At 67.6% G+C, this 15722-nt stretch carries 17 protein-coding genes; 9 read left to right on the top strand and 8 right to left on the bottom strand.

The genetic code is table 11. The annotated features are described in order from the left end of the window. Window positions 1–6 precede the first annotated feature (6 nt). Genes GTH22_RS03280 through GTH22_RS03270 form a run of 3 tightly spaced genes read right to left on the bottom strand, consistent with a single transcriptional unit; the run spans window position 7 to window position 3092 of the window. Window positions 7–678: a 3-oxoacid CoA-transferase subunit B gene (locus GTH22_RS03280; protein ID WP_252943167.1), complete on the bottom strand. Its 672-nt coding sequence runs from the start codon at window positions 676–678 to the stop codon at window positions 7–9. Continuing rightward, on the bottom strand, window positions 678–1397 hold the full coding sequence (locus tag GTH22_RS03275) for a 3-oxoacid CoA-transferase subunit A (RefSeq protein WP_252943165.1): 720 nt from the start codon (window positions 1395–1397) through the stop codon (window positions 678–680). Before GTH22_RS03275 ends, GTH22_RS03280 begins: the two co-directional genes overlap by 1 nt. A 42-nt stretch (window positions 1398–1439) precedes the next feature. Further along, window positions 1440–3092: a thiamine pyrophosphate-dependent enzyme gene (locus tag GTH22_RS03270; RefSeq protein ID WP_252943163.1), complete on the bottom strand. Its 1653-nt coding sequence runs from the start codon at window positions 3090–3092 to the stop codon at window positions 1440–1442. A 239-nt stretch (window positions 3093–3331) separates the two neighbouring features. Between GTH22_RS03270 and GTH22_RS03265 the strand changes: the two genes are divergently transcribed. The 4 genes from GTH22_RS03265 to GTH22_RS03250 all read left to right on the top strand — a co-directional run bounded on the left by GTH22_RS03265 (window position 3332) and on the right by GTH22_RS03250 (window position 5058). After that, entirely contained in the window at window positions 3332–3487 is a 156-nt protein-coding gene (locus tag GTH22_RS03265) for a hypothetical protein (protein WP_252943161.1), read from the top strand. 133 nt (window positions 3488–3620) lie between these two features. Continuing rightward, complete coding sequence (locus GTH22_RS03260) at window positions 3621–3956, top strand: TfoX/Sxy family DNA transformation protein (protein WP_252943159.1); 336 nt, start codon at window positions 3621–3623, stop codon at window positions 3954–3956. A 48-nt stretch (window positions 3957–4004) separates the two neighbouring features. Beyond that, window positions 4005–4448, top strand: a complete 444-nt coding sequence (locus tag GTH22_RS03255) for a DUF4112 domain-containing protein (RefSeq protein ID WP_252943158.1) — start codon at window positions 4005–4007, stop codon at window positions 4446–4448. An 88-nt stretch (window positions 4449–4536) separates the two neighbouring features. After that, on the top strand, window positions 4537–5058 hold the full coding sequence (locus tag GTH22_RS03250) for a hypothetical protein (protein ID WP_252943157.1): 522 nt from the start codon (window positions 4537–4539) through the stop codon (window positions 5056–5058). Window positions 5059–5140: 82 nt separating this feature from the next. On the opposite strand, the gene ndk is transcribed toward GTH22_RS03250, so the two are convergent. After that, on the bottom strand, window positions 5141–5563 hold the full coding sequence (gene ndk / locus GTH22_RS03245) for a nucleoside-diphosphate kinase (protein ID WP_252943156.1): 423 nt from the start codon (window positions 5561–5563) through the stop codon (window positions 5141–5143). 123 nt (window positions 5564–5686) lie between these two features. Here ndk and GTH22_RS03240 point away from each other — a divergent pair, with 123 nt between their 5' ends. Both GTH22_RS03240 and GTH22_RS03235 read left to right on the top strand, forming a co-directional pair. After that, window positions 5687–6385 (top strand): SDR family NAD(P)-dependent oxidoreductase, encoded by a 699-nt coding sequence (locus tag GTH22_RS03240; RefSeq protein WP_252943155.1) that lies wholly within the window; start codon window positions 5687–5689, stop codon window positions 6383–6385. Between the two features lie 113 nt (window positions 6386–6498). Next, window positions 6499–8355: an ABC-F family ATP-binding cassette domain-containing protein gene (locus tag GTH22_RS03235; protein ID WP_252943154.1), complete on the top strand. Its 1857-nt coding sequence runs from the start codon at window positions 6499–6501 to the stop codon at window positions 8353–8355. 98 nt (window positions 8356–8453) lie between these two features. Here GTH22_RS03235 and GTH22_RS03230 read toward each other — a convergent pair whose 3' ends face one another. Further along, window positions 8454–9371: a translation initiation factor 3 gene (locus GTH22_RS03230; RefSeq protein ID WP_252943153.1), complete on the bottom strand. Its 918-nt coding sequence runs from the start codon at window positions 9369–9371 to the stop codon at window positions 8454–8456. Window positions 9372–9621: 250 nt separating this feature from the next. Between GTH22_RS03230 and infC the strand changes: the two genes are divergently transcribed. The 3 genes from infC (at window position 9622) to GTH22_RS03215 (ending at window position 11524) form a co-directional block, all read left to right on the top strand. After that, window positions 9622–10137, top strand: a complete 516-nt coding sequence (gene infC / locus GTH22_RS03225; RefSeq protein ID WP_252943152.1) for a translation initiation factor IF-3 — start codon at window positions 9622–9624, stop codon at window positions 10135–10137. A 164-nt stretch (window positions 10138–10301) separates the two neighbouring features. Next, window positions 10302–11138 (top strand): hypothetical protein, encoded by an 837-nt coding sequence (locus GTH22_RS03220; RefSeq protein ID WP_252943151.1) that lies wholly within the window; start codon window positions 10302–10304, stop codon window positions 11136–11138. Beyond that, entirely contained in the window at window positions 11135–11524 is a 390-nt protein-coding gene (locus tag GTH22_RS03215; RefSeq protein WP_252943150.1) for a hypothetical protein, read from the top strand. The genes GTH22_RS03220 and GTH22_RS03215 overlap by 4 nt, the downstream gene beginning before the upstream one ends. A 15-nt stretch (window positions 11525–11539) precedes the next feature. Here the strand turns inward: GTH22_RS03215 and GTH22_RS03210 are convergent, their stop codons facing one another. The 3 genes from GTH22_RS03210 to GTH22_RS03200 all read right to left on the bottom strand — a co-directional run bounded on the left by GTH22_RS03210 (window position 11540) and on the right by GTH22_RS03200 (window position 15722). Next, window positions 11540–12529, bottom strand: a complete 990-nt coding sequence (locus GTH22_RS03210; protein ID WP_252943149.1) for a molybdopterin-binding protein — start codon at window positions 12527–12529, stop codon at window positions 11540–11542. Then, window positions 12526–13500, bottom strand: a complete 975-nt coding sequence (locus GTH22_RS03205; RefSeq protein WP_371928311.1) for an XdhC family protein — start codon at window positions 13498–13500, stop codon at window positions 12526–12528. Before GTH22_RS03205 ends, GTH22_RS03210 begins: the two co-directional genes overlap by 4 nt. A 206-nt stretch (window positions 13501–13706) precedes the next feature. After that, on the bottom strand, window positions 13707–15722 hold the full coding sequence (locus GTH22_RS03200) for an OmpA family protein (protein WP_252943146.1): 2016 nt from the start codon (window positions 15720–15722) through the stop codon (window positions 13707–13709).

The raw sequence follows: 15722 nt of genomic DNA, 5'->3' as shown, positions 1-15722 counted from the left end.
CCTTGCTCAGAGCCCCTCGGGCACCACGAGGTCGGCGACGGAGCCCTCGACATGCAATGTGGCGCCGGTGACGGATTGCAGGGCCTCCATCGACAGGCCCGGCAGCCTCTCGCGGAGCACGAAGCGCCCTTCCTCAACGTCAATCACCGCCAGCGAGCTGTAGATCCGGCTCACGCAGCCCACCCCCGTCAGCGGGTTGGTGCAGCGCTCCACCAGCTTGGGCGCGCCGTGCTTGGTGACATGCTCGGTCACAACCGCCACGCGTTTTGCGCCCGTGACCATGTCCATCGCGCCGCCGACCGCGGGCACGCCGCGGGTGCCGATGCGCCAGTTGGCGAGGTCTCCGTTCTCGGCAACCTCGTAGGCCCCGAGCACCGCAAGGTCGATATGGCCGCCGCGCACCATGGCGAAGCTGTCGGCGTGGTGAAAGATGCTCGCGCCGGGGGTCAGCGTGACGGCCTTCTTGCCGGCGTTGATCACGTCCCAGTCTTCCGCGCCCGGCTCCGGTGCGGGGCCCATGCCGAGAATGCCGTTTTCGCTGTGGTAGGTCACGTGCCGGCCGGCGGGCTGGAACTGTGCCACCATCTCGGGAAAGCCGATACCGAGGTTCACATAGGCACCGTCTTCGATGTCCTGCGCCGCCCGCCAGGCGATGGCGGCGCTGCTGAGCTTGTCCATCAGAAGGCCTCCCCTGCCCGCACCAGCGCCTCTTCCTGCGCGGGTTCGGGCACCTCCACCACGCGGGCAACGAAAATGCCCGGCGTGACCACCTGCTCGGGCGCGATTGCGCCCGGAGCCACCAGCCGTGTGGCCTGGGCAATGGTCTTGCGGGCGGCCATGGCCATGATCGGGGCAAAGTTGCGCGCCGCGAGGCGGTAGGTGAGGTTGCCGAGCCTGTCGGCCAGCTCGGCCTTTACCAGCGCCACATCGGCCTTCAGCCAACGTTCGCGCAGATACATCCGGCCCTCGAACTCTTCGCAAGGCTTGCCCTCGGCCAGCTCGGTGCCGACGCCGGTTGAGGTGTAGAAGGCGGGGATGCCTGCACCACCGGCCCGGATCCGTTCGGCCAGCGTGCCCTGCGGCACCAGCTCAAGCGCCACCTCGCCCGCCTCGTAGCGCCGCGTGAAGGCCTCGGGCTGGGAGGAGCGCGGGAAGGAGCAGATGACCTTGCCCACCATCCCCGCATCGAGCATGGCGGCAATGCCCACGGCCCCCGTGCCCGCGTTGTTGTTGACCACGGTCAGATTGCCTGGATGGCCGGTGTTCCGGAAGCGCGCCACCAGCGCATGGACCAGCTCCACCGGGATTCCCGAGCCGCCGAAGCCGGCGATCATCACCACGTCGCCATCGGCGATATCGGCCACAGCCTCGGCCAGACCGGCCACGGACTTGTCCATGCACTCTCCTCCTCCCGGCCACCCTAGCGGGCGGAGGCGCGCTCAGAAATACCCCTTCTTCGGTGCGGTGCCATGGGGGGCGGGCATCAGCAGGGGCCAGGGCGAGCCATCCGAGCCGCGCGCCTGCTTCACGCAGATCAGCGCCGGTTCATCCCGCTCGATGGCCGCCTTCACCGCCACCTCCAGCGCCTCCGGCGTGTCGGCGCGCTCGGCGTGCAGGCCGAAGCTCTTTGCCATGGCCACGAAATCGGGGTTGCCCAGCTCGGCCCCCAGCCTGCGGCCCTCGAACTGCGTGTCCTGATCGCGCAGCACGTTGCCATAGGCGCCATTGTCGAAGACCACGACCACCACCCCGATCCGGTGCTGCGCCGCCGTCGCCATTTCCTGCGCGCCGAACAGGAAGCCGCCATCGCCGGTGACGGCGACCACGGCCTTGTCGGGGTTGGCCACCTTCACGCCGAGGGCGGTGTTGTAGCCGAAGCCGAGGTTTTCCTGGTAGGCGGAGGTGACATAGGTGCGCGGTTCGTAGACCGGAAAGGCAAAGCGGGCGGTAAAGCCGACCTGGCTGATCTCTTCCACGAAGAAACCGTCGCGCGGCAGGGCGGCGCGGATCGCCTTGAGGAAGCCGACCTGCGGCTGCACCTCGTCGATTTTCGCCTCTGCCGCCTGCCGCGCCGCCTCGATTGCCCCGGCCCGGTCGGGGCCCTCGTCCACGCGGGTCAGCAGCGCGGCGCAGGCCTCGGCGGCGTCTCCCAGCAGGAAGGCATCGGGCTTGAGGCGCACCGCCTCGGTCGGGTCGATGTCGATGCGCAGCACCTTCAGCCCCTCGGGCTTCCACTGCCAGCGCATGAACGGGAGTTCAAGGCGCGAACCGATGCCGATCACGAGGTCGCATTCGCGGTAAAGGTCGTAGCCCGCCACCATGTTGACGGCGAGCGGGTCATCCTCGGGGATCACCCCCTTGCCGGAGCGGTGGGCCACCACCGGCACCCCCAGCTTGCGGGCCAGCGCCAGCACCTCGGGCCCGGCATCCATCGCACCGAAGCCGACGAAGATCATCGGGTTCTCGGCCCCGGCAATCATCTCTGCCGCCTGCGCGAGCTGATCCTCGTCCAGCGGCGGCGGCAGCACGGTTTCGGGCTCAAAGCCGCCGCGCACGGTGCCCTTGGAGGCCATCACGTCCCAGGGCGCCTCGATCGCCGCCGGGCCGCCCCTGCCCCGCGCCATCTCGGCAAAGGCCCGCCCGAGCATACGGCCGGTTTCGCTGGCGTGCTCCACCCGGCCGGTCCAGCGGGTGAGGGAGCCGAGCGTGGCCAGCTGGTCGGGGAGCTCATGGAGCTGCCCCCGGCCCTGCCCGATCAGGTTGGAGAAGATGTTGCCGGTGACGCAGAGCACGGGCGTGCCCCCGGCGTAGGCCGTGCTCAGGGCCGCGCCCGCGTTGAGCACGCCGGGCCCGGGCACCACGGTGAACACGCCGGGGCGGCCGGTGGAGCGCGCATAGCCATAGGCCATGTACCCCGCCCCCTGCTCGTGGCGCGTGTGGATGAAGCGGATCCGCCCCGCCTCCCGCGCCAGCGCATCGTTGAAGGCATACATGTGCGCCCCCGGAATGCCGAAGACCACCTCTGTCCCCGCCTCTGCCAGCCCCGCGGCCAGCGCTTCCCCTGTCGTCCGTTGTGCCTCGTTGCCGCTCATCAGAGCCTCCCCAGCTTCATTACTTCACATGTTAATAACACACCTGGCCACGCCAGAACAGCCCCGCGACCTTCCTGCCACACCTCCCGGAATGGCGCCAATTCTAAGATACTTGCCCCATTTTGGTCACATTCCCGGCACCCAATATCCGAACAAAGGGGCAAAGATCCCATATCTGAGGCAGGAACCATCGCCCGGCAGAGTCCGTTGGGGTGGTAACTTTACAAGGGAATAGGGCAATGGCACCGAAGAAATCCGCCAAGCCGGAGATGAAAACCGAAGAGCGCGCCGCCACTGACAAGCGGCAGCGAGAATCAGCGTCCGACATCTGGGATATCTCTCCCGATGGCGACACCGATCAGAGGTATGTCATCACCGACTGGGCCAGCATCTGAGCGAACGAGCCGCGTAGGCCGGGACGGCGCGCGCCCCAGAGAGTGATTGCGACACCGCCCCTGACATTGCCTGTCAGCAATGCCGCCCGCGGCCCTGTCTGGCGCCGAACTTCGGCGCTAAACTGCGGTCGATATGGCCGTGAAACCCTCCCCCGTTTCCTCAATCCGCAATCTCGGCCCCGCCATGGAGGCCTCCTGCGGCCGCGCGGGCATTCATTCTGCCGAGCAGCTGGCCGAACTCGGCGCCGATGAAACCTATCGCCGCCTGCTGAAGATCGGCGTGCGCCCGCATTTCATTGCCTACTACGTCATCGAGATGGGCCTTCAGGGCCGCCCTTGGAACGATTGCAAGGGCGTCGAGAAGGAACGGCTGCGCGCCCGCTTCGATGCCATCGTGGCCGAGGCCCACGACCCCGGCCTGTCGGAGCTGGAAAAGATGCTCGACCGGATCGGCGTGCGCGCGCGGTGACGCGAAAATAATGTAAATACCCTTCACATGGGCGCATTCCCCCCCCATATGAAAGATATGACCGCCGAGAGCCCCCTTTCCGACGACCCTGCCCTGCACGGCCCGGCGATTGATGCCGAAATCGCCGCGCTGCACCGCCTTGCCCGGCGGATGGATGCGATCTTCCGCATTCCCGGCACCTCGGTGGATGTTGGGCTCGATACCTTTCTCGGCCTAATCCCGGTGGTTGGCGACACCCTCGCCGCCGCGCCCTCTGCCTATATCATCTACAAGGCCCACCGGCTCGGAGCGACGCCCGGCGCCCTGGCCTACATGGGGTTCAACATGGCGCTCGACTGGTCGATCGGCTCGATCCCGGTGATTGGCGACATCTTCGACGCCGCCTATAACGCCAACATCCGCAATGTCTCCCTGCTGGAGAAGAACCTTGCGAAGCAGGCCGCCCGCGCCCGCGATGTCTCGGCCCGCCGCCCCGAGATCCGCCTCGGCTAGATCGGGGGCCGGCGCGGTGTTTACTGTGCGGAAACTATCGCCTAGGTTGCGCCCATTCGTTCACTCTCAAGTCATTAAGGAATACCCGATGGGCACACGATTTTCCCCCAAGTACGGCTATGGAAACGGCGGCGGCGCAGATGACTTCATCCGCGAATCCTGCGTCGGCTGGGGCAACCCGGAGCTGACCTTTCCCGGCGTCTCCTCCTGCTCCACGATCACCCTGCGCGACGGTGCGGGCAACCTCTCGGCCGTGCATCTGACCAAGGCCGACAGCGTCATCACCGCCGCCCGCCTGCTCGAAACGGCCCGCGCCAACCTGCCCGGCGCGATCACCGGCATCCTTCATGTCGGCGGGCTCAATCTTGAAGGCAGCGGCTGGGTCAGCCAGCCCGATTTCGTCTGGCCGCAACGCGCCGCCACCATTCGCAGGCTGCTGCAGGTCCCCAATGCGGCCACCTACTACATCGACACCGGCCTTCATGCCTCCGATGTCAGGGTGGTCGCCAGCGCGGGCGGAGCCTTCGACGTGTCGATGAAGCCCGAAAGCCACTACCCAGCCGACTACATCAACGGCTGGAACCCCTATCTCTCGCATCGGCTGGTCTGAGCCAGCCTCCCCCAAAAGCAAAGGGGGCGCCCCTCAGGAGCGCCCCCGTCTGGCGGAACATGTCCCGCCGATGTTCTGAGCGTCAGCCCACCAGCTCGAGGCCGGAGAAGAAGTAGGCAATCTCTTCCGCCGCGGTCTCGGGGGCGTCGGAGCCGTGCACCGAGTTCTCGCCGACCGACTCGGCAAACTCGGCGCGGATGGTGCCGGGGGCGGCGTCGGCGGGGTTGGTCGCGCCCATCACTTCACGGTTCTTCAGGATGGCGCCCTCGCCTTCCAGCACCTGCACAACCACCGGCTCGGAGGCCATGAACTCGCAGAGTTCGCCGTAGAACGGGCGCTCGGCGTGTACTTCGTAGAACTTGCCGGCCTGCTCGATCGAGAGCTTGATCCGCTTCTGGGCGACGATCCGCAGACCGGCCTCTTCGAACTTGGCGTTGATCTTGCCGGTGAGGTTGCGGCGGGTGGCGTCGGGCTTGATGATCGAAAGGGTGCGTTCGGTGGCCATGAGGCGTCTCCTTGATGTGCCGGGCGCGCCGCCCGGTCCGAATTTCGCGGCTGCGGTAACATGGGGGCCCCGCATTTGAAAGCCTCCTTTTGAAAGCGCGCCTCCGCGCCCTAGCTTCGCCGCATGACCACCGCCCCCCTCCTGATCTTCGGCGCAGGCGCCATCGGCAGCGCCATGGCCGAGGCCGCGCAGGCCGCCCCCGGTGGCCCGCCCGTCCATGTCGTCAGCCGCCGCCCCGGCGCGCCCGAAGGCACCACGGCCCATATCCTCGATGCCGGCGATGCCACGGCGCTGGAAGGTCTTGCCGGTGCGCTGCCCGCGATCTCCGGCCTGCTCATCACAACCGGCACCCTCCATACCGAGCGCTACGCGCCCGAAAAGTCCCTCAAGGCGCTGGACCCCGAGGCCATGGCCGAGGTCTACCGGGTCAACACCATCCTGCCCGCGCTGATCTTCAGGCACTTCCTGCCCCGCCTGCCCCGTGACCGGCCCGCCTTCGCCGCCGCCCTCTCGGCCCGGGTCGGTTCGATCTCCGATAACGCCCTTGGCGGCTGGGTCAGCTACCGCGCCTCCAAGGCGGCGCTGAACCAGGTGATCCGCACCTTTTCCATCGAACTTGCCCGCACCCACCCGGAGGCCCGGCTCCTCGGCCTGCACCCCGGCACCGTGGCCACGCCACTCTCCAAACCCTACCGCGGCAATGCGCCCAGGGTCTTCACCCCCGCCGAATCCGCCGCGCTCCTCTGGCGGACGATCGAGGCCAGCACTCCCGAAGACAGCGGCAAACTTCTCGCCTGGGACGGGCAGGAAATCGCGCCCTGATCATTTTCTTGCTGTAAATATCTCCGGGGGGTGCGGGGGGCTGGCCCCCCGCTCCGAGGGTGCCGCCAGAACCCCGCTTCCCATGCTTCGCCAACCCTGCTACCCCCCGCCCCATGCTGCGCGTATCCGATATATCCTTTGCCATGGAGGGCCGTCCGCTCTTCGAGCACGCCTCCGCCGCCATTCCCGAGGGCCACAAGGTTGGCCTCGTCGGACGCAATGGCACGGGCAAGACAACACTCTTCCGGCTGATCCGGGGCGAGCTGGCCCTTGAGGGCGGCGATATCTCCCTGCCCTCGCGCGCGCGCATCGGCGGCGTTGCGCAGGAGGCGCCGGCCACCGACGAGTCGCTGATCTCCACGGTTCTGGCCGCCGATGTCGAACGGGCCGCGCTGATGGCAGAGGCCGAAACCGCCACCGACCCGCACCGCATTGCCGAGGTGCAGACCCGGCTGGCGGATATCGACGCCTGGTCGGCCGAGGCTCGCGCCGCCTCGATCCTTTCCGGCCTCGGCTTCTCCCATGCAGACCAGCAGCGCCCCTGCGCCGACTTTTCGGGGGGCTGGCGGATGCGCGTGGCGCTCGCCGCCGTGCTGTTCTCGCAACCCGACCTGCTGCTTCTCGACGAGCCGACCAACTACCTCGACCTCGAAGGCGCGCTCTGGCTCGAGGCTTACCTCGCCAAATACCCGCACACGGTCATCGTCATCTCCCACGACCGCGGCCTGCTGAACCGCGCCGTCGGCGGCATCCTCCATCTCGAGGACCGCAAGCTGACCTTCTACCAAGGCAATTACGACAGCTTCGCCGAAACCCGCGCCGCCCGCCTCGCCGTGGCCGATGCCGAGAATCGCAAGCAGGAGGCTCGCCGGGCCCACCTGCAAAGCTTCGTCGACCGCTTCCGTGCCAAAGCCTCCAAGGCGGTGCAGGCCCAGTCCCGCATCAAGATGCTGGCCCGCCTGAAGCCGATCAGCACGCCGCAGGAAGCCGCGCTGAAGGCCTTTACCTTCCCTGAGCCCGAAGAGCTTTCGCCCCCCATCATCAACATGGAAGGCGCCGCCGTGGGCTACGACGGCACGCCGGTGCTGCAACGCCTCTCCCTGCGGATCGACCAGGATGACCGGATCGCCCTTCTGGGCCGCAACGGACAGGGCAAATCCACGCTTTCCAAGCTGCTCGCCGGCAAGCTCGAAGCACTCTCGGGCCGCATGATCTCGGCGCGCAAGCTGCGCATCGGCTATTTCGCCCAGCACCAGCTCGACGAGCTGCGCCCCGAGGAGACCCCTCTGGAGCACCTGCGCCGGATGAAGCCCGACGAGCTGCCCGGCAAGCACCGCGCCCGCCTCGCCGGCTTCGGCGTGATGGCCGCACAGGCCGAAACCCCCGTGGGCAAGCTTTCGGGCGGGCAGAAGGCGCGGCTTTCGCTGCTGATCGCCACGCTGGACGCGCCCCACATGCTCATCCTCGACGAGCCGACCAACCACCTCGACATGGAGAGCCGCGAGGCGCTGGTCGAGGCGCTGACCGCCTACACCGGCGCCGTGGTTCTGGTGAGCCACGACATGCACCTGCTCTCCCATGTGGCCGACCGGCTCTGGCTGGTCGACGGGGGCACGGTGAAGCCCTTTGATGAGGATCTCGAAGCCTACCGCCGCCTGCTGCTCGCCGCGCCCGAGAAGGCCGGCAAGGAGAAGGAAAAGCCCAAGCCCGCCAAACGTGTCAGCCAATCCGACATCCAGGCGCTGCGCTCGGAGCTGAAGAAGGCCGAGGCGCGTGTCGCCAAGCTGGAGGAGATGCGCGACAAGCTCGCCACCAAGCTGGCGGATACCGCGCTTTACGACGATGCCCGCAAGGGCGAGCTGGCCACCTGGAACGGCAAATACGCCGAGGTGATGGAAGCCCTCGAGCGGGCCGAGGCGATCTGGCTGAGCGTGTCGGAAAAGCTGGAAGCAGCTCAGGCCGCGGCTTGAGGCAAAGCTTCAACTGATCGCCACACTGCACTGATTACAAATTGAAAAGGCCCGCACCAGATGGTGCGGGCCTGATCTTTTCGCGATGTGCGCAAGGCTCAGAGGCCGAGCGCTTCCTTCACCTTGTCCAGGGCCCCCGCAAGCGCCTCGGGGTTGTCCTTGGCGGCCTCGACGGCCTTGACCAGCGCGGTCTTCTGGAAGGTGCCGAGGTCGGAGCCCTCGATCATCTCCGTCACCTTCTCGAGGTCGAAGCCCTCTGCGGTGAGCGCGGTCAGATCCATGCCCTCGGCGGCCTCTGCACTGCCATCGGCCATGGCGGTGGCGCTGTCGGCCGCTTCACCGGCGGTGTCGGCGGTGGCGTCTGCCGTGGCGGTCGCGGTGGAGGTGGCGGTATCGCCGGCGGCCTCGACGGCCTCGGCGGCTTCGTCCATCGCCTCGGACGCGGCTTCCATCGACTCGGAGGCCGCCTGCATGGCGTCGCTGGCGGCTTCGGTTGCGCCCTCTTCGGCGGCCTCGACAGCCTCTTCGGCCTGCTCCATCGCCGCATTGGCCGCGTCGCCCGCGGCCTCGACGGCGGTTGCGGTGTCTTCCACGACCTCGTCAGCCGTTTGCGCCGCAGCATCGCCCGCATCGCCGGCAGCCTCGGCGGCCGCATCGGTTGCGCCCTCCATCGCGGCCACGGCGTCGCCGGTGGCCTCTTCGGCGGCTTCCATCGCCTCGCCCGCGGCCTCTTCGACGGCCTCGGTCATCTCTTCGGCGGCTGCGGTGGTGTCTTCCACGACGGTTTCCACGGCCTCTTCGATGGCGCTCTCACCCTCGGCGGCGGCTTCTTCGGTCGCCTCTTCGGTGGTTTCCTCGACCGCTTCCGCCTCTTCCGTCACCTCTTCGGTGGCTTCGGTGGCCTCTGCGGCGGCCTCGGCTTCGGGGGCCGGCTCGTCGCTGCTCTGGGTTGCGTAAATATATCCGCCGATTGCAAGGGCAGCTACAACAACGCCGCCGATCATCTTGTTATCCATAGGGTAATTCCTTGTCCCGCACTTGCCTTCAAAAAGGCCCGCCCTATCCTATGCCGCCTACCCGGCAAAGAAAAGCGCCATTGCGGCAGTGCGGCATTTCCGGCGCCGCCGCGCCGCATCACCCGATCTGCATCGCCCACCCCGCAATCCGCTTGAACCGCGCCTGCCCCGCGTCTATTTTGCCCGCCATTCGACCCAAGGCTGAAACAGGAGACATCCCATAGCCCGCAGACCCCACAACGCCCCGCCGGTGCGTGACACAGGCCCCCGCGTAAATGATCGCATCACCGCCAGTGAAATCCGGCTTATTGGACACGAAGGACAGAACGTGGGCGTCGTGACGCCCCAGCGTGCGATGGAGCTTGCCGAACAGGTCGGCCTCGACCTCGTCGAGATTTCGCCCAACGCCACCCCGCCCGTTTGCAAGATCATGGATTTCGGCAAGTACAAGTACGAAACCCAGAAGAAAGAGGCCGAGGCGCGGAAGAAGCAGAAGATCATCGAGATCAAGGAAATCAAGTTCCGCCCCAATACCGACACCCACGATTACGAAGTGAAGATGCGCAACGTCTTCAAATTTCTGGAGAATGGCGACAAGGTTAAGATCACCCTGCGCTTCCGGGGCCGCGAGATGGCCCACCAGGATGTGGGCCGGGCCCTGCTTCAGCGGGTGGCCGAGGACATCAAGGAAATCGGCAAGATCGAGTCGATGCCCAAGATGGAAGGCCGTCAGATGGTGATGATGATAAATCCGCTGCCCAAGTAAGCGCAGCTCCAGCAATGACGATCAGGGCGGCCAAGGGGCCGCCCTTTCTCGTTTCTCACGCCGATTTCACACCGTTCCGCGCAAAAACCCCCTATGGTCGCTGCATTCCTCCCGCTCCGGCGGCCCAGTCATTTTTGACATGTCTCGATATCAGGAGCCCGTCCGTGGCCCTCAGCACCTCAGAGATCTCCCGCGCGCTCGCGAAGGGTTCGAAAATCCAGCAGGACGACATCGCCCGCTACCTGATGATGAACGCGACCTCCGCCGACATCTCCGCGCTGGAGGCCGAAGGGGCGCTGATGCTCTACAACGCGCTGGCCTACGGCAACAGCCAGGTTGCCCAGAACCGCCATGCGCTGACCCAGATCCAGCTCTACAGCCGCTTCTCGATGCCGCAAAATCCCCCCGACGAGGCCGCCGCCGAGGTGGTGGCCAACATTCCCGGGGTGCACGCGGTGCAGGCCCATCTGACCGGCACCGCCATTTCGAACATCTACGTCGAAGAGGGCAAGCGGCTGAACTGGCTGGAGCGCAGGGGCATCGACGGCGACAGCATCGGGCGCGGCCAGCTGACCCAGAAGGCCTATGACGAGGTGCGCAACAAGGCCTTCCCCGGAAGCTACCGGGATTGGGTCGAGCGGGTGGCGGTCGGAATGCGCCTGCAGACGGGCATCTGCACGCCGGGCGCCAAGTGGGGGCCGGACTTCACCACCGTCGCTCCCCACAGCGACTATGCCGGCGTCATCAACGAGCCGCTGATCGAGGACTTCGTGGTCGGGGCCTATCTCGCCTTGCAGATCAAGTATTCCGAAAAGGCCGGGCGCGCGCCCAAGGATGCCGCCCGCTTCGGTGCGGGGCGCTACTTTGGCGCTTACGAGAGTATGAGCGAGGCGCAGGAGGGGCTTGGCAAGAACGCGCTGCACTGGCCCTTTGTCGCCTTGAAGCTGCGCATGTCGTTGAAGGGCGATATCGCGGACTACTGCGAGGGGGTCTTTCCGTGAGGTGGCTGGCGGTGGCTGCTGGCCTGCTCTTGGTGGTGGGCGGCTTGGCCTGGGCGGCCGGCGCGGCGGAGATCCTGCGCGAGTGGCTCACCCCGGCGCGCGCCACGCTCTACTTCCGCTGCCCCGACGCGCCCCCTGCCCTTGCACTGGCCGTCAGCTGGGAGGGTGGCGAGACATCGGGCAACTTTCCGGCTCTGTGCTCCGGCGGGCTGGTGCTTGAGGGCTACCCCATCGACATGCCGGTGGCTCTGACCCTCACCCTCGACGCCGCCGAGGCCCTGCCGCTCACCCTGCCCCCCGACGCCATGGAAAGCGACCCGGCAGGCCGCGTGTCGCTGCTGCGCCTCACCTTTGATCCACCGGCGCTGGTGCCAGACCGGCTGTAGCCGCTGGCGGAGGCCCTAGCGCCCTTCCCGGGGCTGCGGCCTGATCGGGATTTCCTTCAGCAGCCCGCCCACGCCCATCGCGGCGAAGTCCTCCGGCCCCGGCACCATGCCGCAGGCGACCCGTTCCAGCACCCAGTCGGCCCCGTTCAGGGCCGGCGAGCGGGCGCAGCCGGGCAGGCCGATGACCGGCACCTCGCCGAGCGCGCCGAGAAACAGCAGGTTGCCCGGGTCAACCGGCATCCCGAAGCGGTCCACCCGGCCCCCGGCATTGCGCAGGGCCTGCGGGGCTACGTCATGGGCATCGGATGTGGCGGAGCCGGTCAGGATCAAGGCGAGGTCAGCCGAGAGCCCGCCAAGGGCGCGCGCCACGGCCTCGGTGTCATGGGGCACCACCTCCACTGTCGCGGCCTCGATCCCCAGCGCCTCCAGACGCCCGACCACGGCCGCGCGGCCCTTGGTGGTGATGCTGGCCTTCTGGCCCGGCACCTCGGTCAGGACCACGGCGGCGCGGCGCATCACCACCGGGGCCAGCCGCATGGCGCCCCCGGCGACGGCGCAGGCCGCCTCCAGCGCGGCGCCCGGCACCGCATAGGGGATCACCTTGACCGTTCCGGCCAGAAGCCCCGAGGTGACGCGGGTGAGCGGGGCCAGCGTGGCCAGCGTCAGCCCCGGGTCGATGGCGTTGATGGCGCGCACCTTCTCGGCGTCGACGACGAGCACACCGGGGCGCTCGGCCTTGAAGTTCACCCGCCCGGTATGCGCCTTGGTCAGCTTCAGCCCGCTGCCCTGCACCGCTCGCGCCAAAGCCTCTGCGGCCACGTCCTCGGCCACGTCGCCCGGCTCGAGCCGCGCCACGATCACCTCGGCCAGCCCCTCGGCCTGCAATGCCGCAATCGCCTCCGCCCCCAGCACGGCGCCCTTTTTCACCACCCGGCCCGCCGCACGCACCGAATGGGCGAGCACCGCGCCTTCGGCGTCGCTCAGGGGCACCGGGCCAAACTTCACCGCTGCCCCCTGAGCACTTCGGTGACCTGCGCCAGAACCGATACGGCAATTTCCGCCGGGCTCTTGGCCCCGATATTCAGCCCCACAGGCGCGTGGATCCTTGCGATCTGGTCCGCATCGGCCCCCGCCGTCTGCAACCGCTCCACCCGCTTGGCGTGGGTGCGGGTCGAGCCGAGGGCCCCGAGGTAGAAGCACTCCGACGCCAGCGCCGCCGCGATGGCCGGATCGTCGATCTTGGGGTCGTGGGTGAGGGTCACGACGGCGGTGCGGGCATCAAGGCCCCAGGCCGCCAGCGCCTCGTCGGGCCAGTCGTGGCTGATGGTGGTGCCGGGAAAGCGCTCCGGCGTCGCGAAGGCCTCGCGCGGGTCCACCAGAAACGGGTCGTAGCCCGCCATCCGCGCCATCGGCACGAGGAACTGGGCGATGTGGACGGCGCCCACCACGGCCATGCGGAGGGGCGGATTGTGGATGCCCACGAAGGTCTTGCCGTCTTCTTCGAAGCCGGAGCGGTCGGCGCGGAAACGCTCGGCAAAGCCCTCGGGCCCCACCACCCGCGCCGCCCAGCTCTCGGTATCCACCACGTAGGCCACCGGCCGGCGCGCTTCCATGGCGCCCACCACCTCGGCCAGCGCCGCCTCGCTGATGCCCGCCCCGACGGGCTGCACCAGAATGCGGATGGTGCCGCCGCAGGCGAGGCCGACGCCGAAGGCCTCGTCATCGCTGACGCCATAGGTCAGCAGCTTGCTCTGCCCGGTTTCGAGCGCCTCGAAGGCCTCGGCCACAACCGCGCCCTCGACACAGCCGCCCGAAACCGAGCCTTCCAGCGCCCCTGCCCCGCTGATCGCCAGATGCGCGCCCACGGGCCGGGGTGCCGAGCCCCAGGTTTCAACCACGGTGGCCAGCACCGCGCCCTTGCCCTCGCGGTGCCAGGCCAATGCCACACCGGGGATGTTGTCGGAAATCTCAGCCATCATGCGGCCCTCCTCGCCGGCAGAACCTAGCACGCAGGCGGCAAATGTCTCGCCCACCTTGGTCGCAATCTCGCGCCGGGTCGGAGGGCCCGAGAGGTGGACGCCCGGCAAGGCCCCTGAGGCCTGCCCAAATAAAAGAGGCGGACCCCGAAAGGCCCGCCTCTGTACTCGTTAACGAAGGGGTTCGTTACGCTGTGGTCGGGGTCTTACGAGCCCGAGGCGATCAGCGGGGTGATCCGGCGCACGGCGGCGCGGCGGTTCGCCCGTTCATCGGTCAGCGTGCGGATCTTCAGATCGCTCTCGCCATAGCCCTGAACCACGAGGTTTTCCGGCGGCACGTCGAAGTACTCGGTCAGTGCCAGCGCCACGCTCTCGGCACGGCGGTCCGACAGTGCGAGGTTGTAGGCCGCATTGCCCACCGCATCGGTGTGACCTTCGACAAGGAACACCTCGCCGGGGTTCTGCTCCACGTAATCGCGGATCAGGTTGCCCAGCTGGCTCAGCTCTTCGGCTTCCTGCGCGTCGATCACGGCGCTGCCGGTGCGGAAGTTGATCGCGTCGAGATCAATTGCCGGGGCCAGCTTGCGCACCCGCTCGATGTTGCGCACCTGGTAGAGCGCAAAGCGGCGGTCGGCGATGCTCTTGGTCGACAGCGCGGCCCGCAGGGCCTCGGCATCGGAATTGGCATCGACCTGTTCGTACTCGACCGGATCGGGCAGCGCGGCAACGTCAACCGGGTCCACGCTGGTGGTGTCGTCGATCAGCACCGTGCGGTTGCCGTCGGCGTCGATCCGGGTGCGGCGCAGAACGCGCAGCTCGGGGTCGCGGATGGTGACGATCTGCACACCGTTCTCACGGGTCACGGTCGTGCGGGTCGACCCGTCGTTGAAGGTCTCGCGGCGCACGGTCGAGCCGGGGCGTTCGATCAGCTCGTTGTCGTCGCGGATCACCCGGTAGCGGCCATCTTCGAGCACCACCACGCGGTCATCCGACTTGGTCACGACCTGTGCCTTGTCGTTGCCTTCCAGCGCCTTGCCGACGACAACTGCGCCGAGGCCCACCAGAAGCGCCTTTTCGAGGTCGCTCAGGCCGCCATCCTTCTTGCTGCCGGCAGAGGCGGTGGCTGCACCGCTGACCTTCTGGTCGAACTCTTCGGAGCTGGAGCGCGAGGAATCTTCCGTCACGGTCTCTTCCTCGACCTCGGCCACTTCGGCGTTCTCGTCCGACGCGGCGGAGGCTTCCGGCGCTTCGTTCTCGGCCACGGCCGCCTGCTCTTCGGGGTTGGCCTCTTCGGCCGACTGGGCTTCGATCGCCTCGGTCAGCTCTTTCAGCGGGTCGGGCATGTCGGGGTTGGCCGCAGCATCCGCCTCAACCGCTGCTTCCGCTTCGGCATCGGTTTCCGTCTCGGCTTCGGCCATCGCCTCGTCCGTTTCGGTCGTTGCTTCGGCATCCGCCTCGGCTTCGGCCGTCACCTCGGCTTCCATTTCGGCTTCGCTCTCGGCTTCCGCGGCCATCTCGGCTTCGGCTTCGGCCTCTGCCTCGGTTTCGGCGGTGGCTTCGGCTTCTGCCGGCTCGTCACCGGTCAGCGCGCCAAGGGCTTCGGAAAGCGCATTGCCCTCGCCTTCGGCTTCGGCCTCCGGGGCGGCTTCTTCAGCCATCTCGGTTTCGGCTTCGGCTTCCGGTTCGGCTTCTGCGGTGATCTCCGCCTCAACCTCGGCTTCCGCTTCGGCTTCGGCAGTCGCCTCGGCTTCGGCTTCGGCTTCGGCAGGCTCATCGTTGCCGGTCACGGCATCAAGCGCGCTTTCGAGCAGGCCCTTGTCTTCGGTGTCCGCCTCGGCGGTCTCCTCGGCCTCGGCTTCAACCTCGGCTTCGGCTTCCGCCGTCGTCTCGCCGGTCATTTCAGCGTCGCTCGCCTCTGCCTCGACCGCCATGACGACATCGGCCTCGGAGGCGCCCATCTCTTCGAGCTCGGCCATGGTCATGCAAAGTTCCGGCTCGTCGCCGAAGGTGCTCACGATCACGTCATCGGTGGAGGCTTCGCCCTCAAGCGCCGCCTTCTGGGCGTCGGTCAGGGTCAGTTCCAGCTCGGAGGCCACGTCGGCAGAGATACCGATCGAGCCCGCCTCGCAGCGGTCGACCATCTGCTGCGCTGGGGCAACTGCCGGAATGGCAAGGGAAAATGCGGCCACGAGGGCCGTGGTGTTGCGGATCTTGGTGGTCAT

Origin of the sequence: Oceanicola sp. 502str15 (assembly GCF_024105635.1) — a bacterium.
Classification (GTDB): domain Bacteria; phylum Pseudomonadota; class Alphaproteobacteria; order Rhodobacterales; family Rhodobacteraceae; genus Vannielia.
The sequence above is the reverse complement of the archived record's forward strand: the minus strand, read 5'-3'. Positions and strand labels throughout refer to the sequence as shown.

What these genes read in the sequence shown, in the direction of transcription:
- GTH22_RS03200 (WP_252943146.1), bottom strand. Translation starts at nt 15,722, where the DNA reads ATGACCACCAAGATCCGCAACACCACGGCCCTCGTGGCCGCATTTTCC.
- GTH22_RS03275 (WP_252943165.1), bottom strand. Translation starts at nt 1,397, where the DNA reads ATGGACAAGTCCGTGGCCGGTCTGGCCGAGGCTGTGGCCGATATCGCC.
- GTH22_RS03235 (WP_252943154.1), top strand. Translation starts at nt 6,499, where the DNA reads ATGCTGCGCGTATCCGATATATCCTTTGCCATGGAGGGCCGTCCGCTC.
- GTH22_RS03255 (WP_252943158.1), top strand. Translation starts at nt 4,005, where the DNA reads ATGAAAGATATGACCGCCGAGAGCCCCCTTTCCGACGACCCTGCCCTG.
- GTH22_RS03260 (WP_252943159.1), top strand. Translation starts at nt 3,621, where the DNA reads ATGGCCGTGAAACCCTCCCCCGTTTCCTCAATCCGCAATCTCGGCCCC.
- GTH22_RS03205 (WP_371928311.1), bottom strand. Translation starts at nt 13,500, where the DNA reads ATGGCTGAGATTTCCGACAACATCCCCGGTGTGGCATTGGCCTGGCAC.
- GTH22_RS03280 (WP_252943167.1), bottom strand. Translation starts at nt 678, where the DNA reads ATGGACAAGCTCAGCAGCGCCGCCATCGCCTGGCGGGCGGCGCAGGAC.
- GTH22_RS03230 (WP_252943153.1), bottom strand. Translation starts at nt 9,371, where the DNA reads ATGGATAACAAGATGATCGGCGGCGTTGTTGTAGCTGCCCTTGCAATC.
- GTH22_RS03265 (WP_252943161.1), top strand. Translation starts at nt 3,332, where the DNA reads ATGGCACCGAAGAAATCCGCCAAGCCGGAGATGAAAACCGAAGAGCGC.
- GTH22_RS03250 (WP_252943157.1), top strand. Translation starts at nt 4,537, where the DNA reads ATGGGCACACGATTTTCCCCCAAGTACGGCTATGGAAACGGCGGCGGC.
- ndk (WP_252943156.1), bottom strand. Translation starts at nt 5,563, where the DNA reads ATGGCCACCGAACGCACCCTTTCGATCATCAAGCCCGACGCCACCCGC.
- GTH22_RS03240 (WP_252943155.1), top strand. Translation starts at nt 5,687, where the DNA reads ATGACCACCGCCCCCCTCCTGATCTTCGGCGCAGGCGCCATCGGCAGC.
- GTH22_RS03270 (WP_252943163.1), bottom strand. Translation starts at nt 3,092, where the DNA reads ATGAGCGGCAACGAGGCACAACGGACGACAGGGGAAGCGCTGGCCGCG.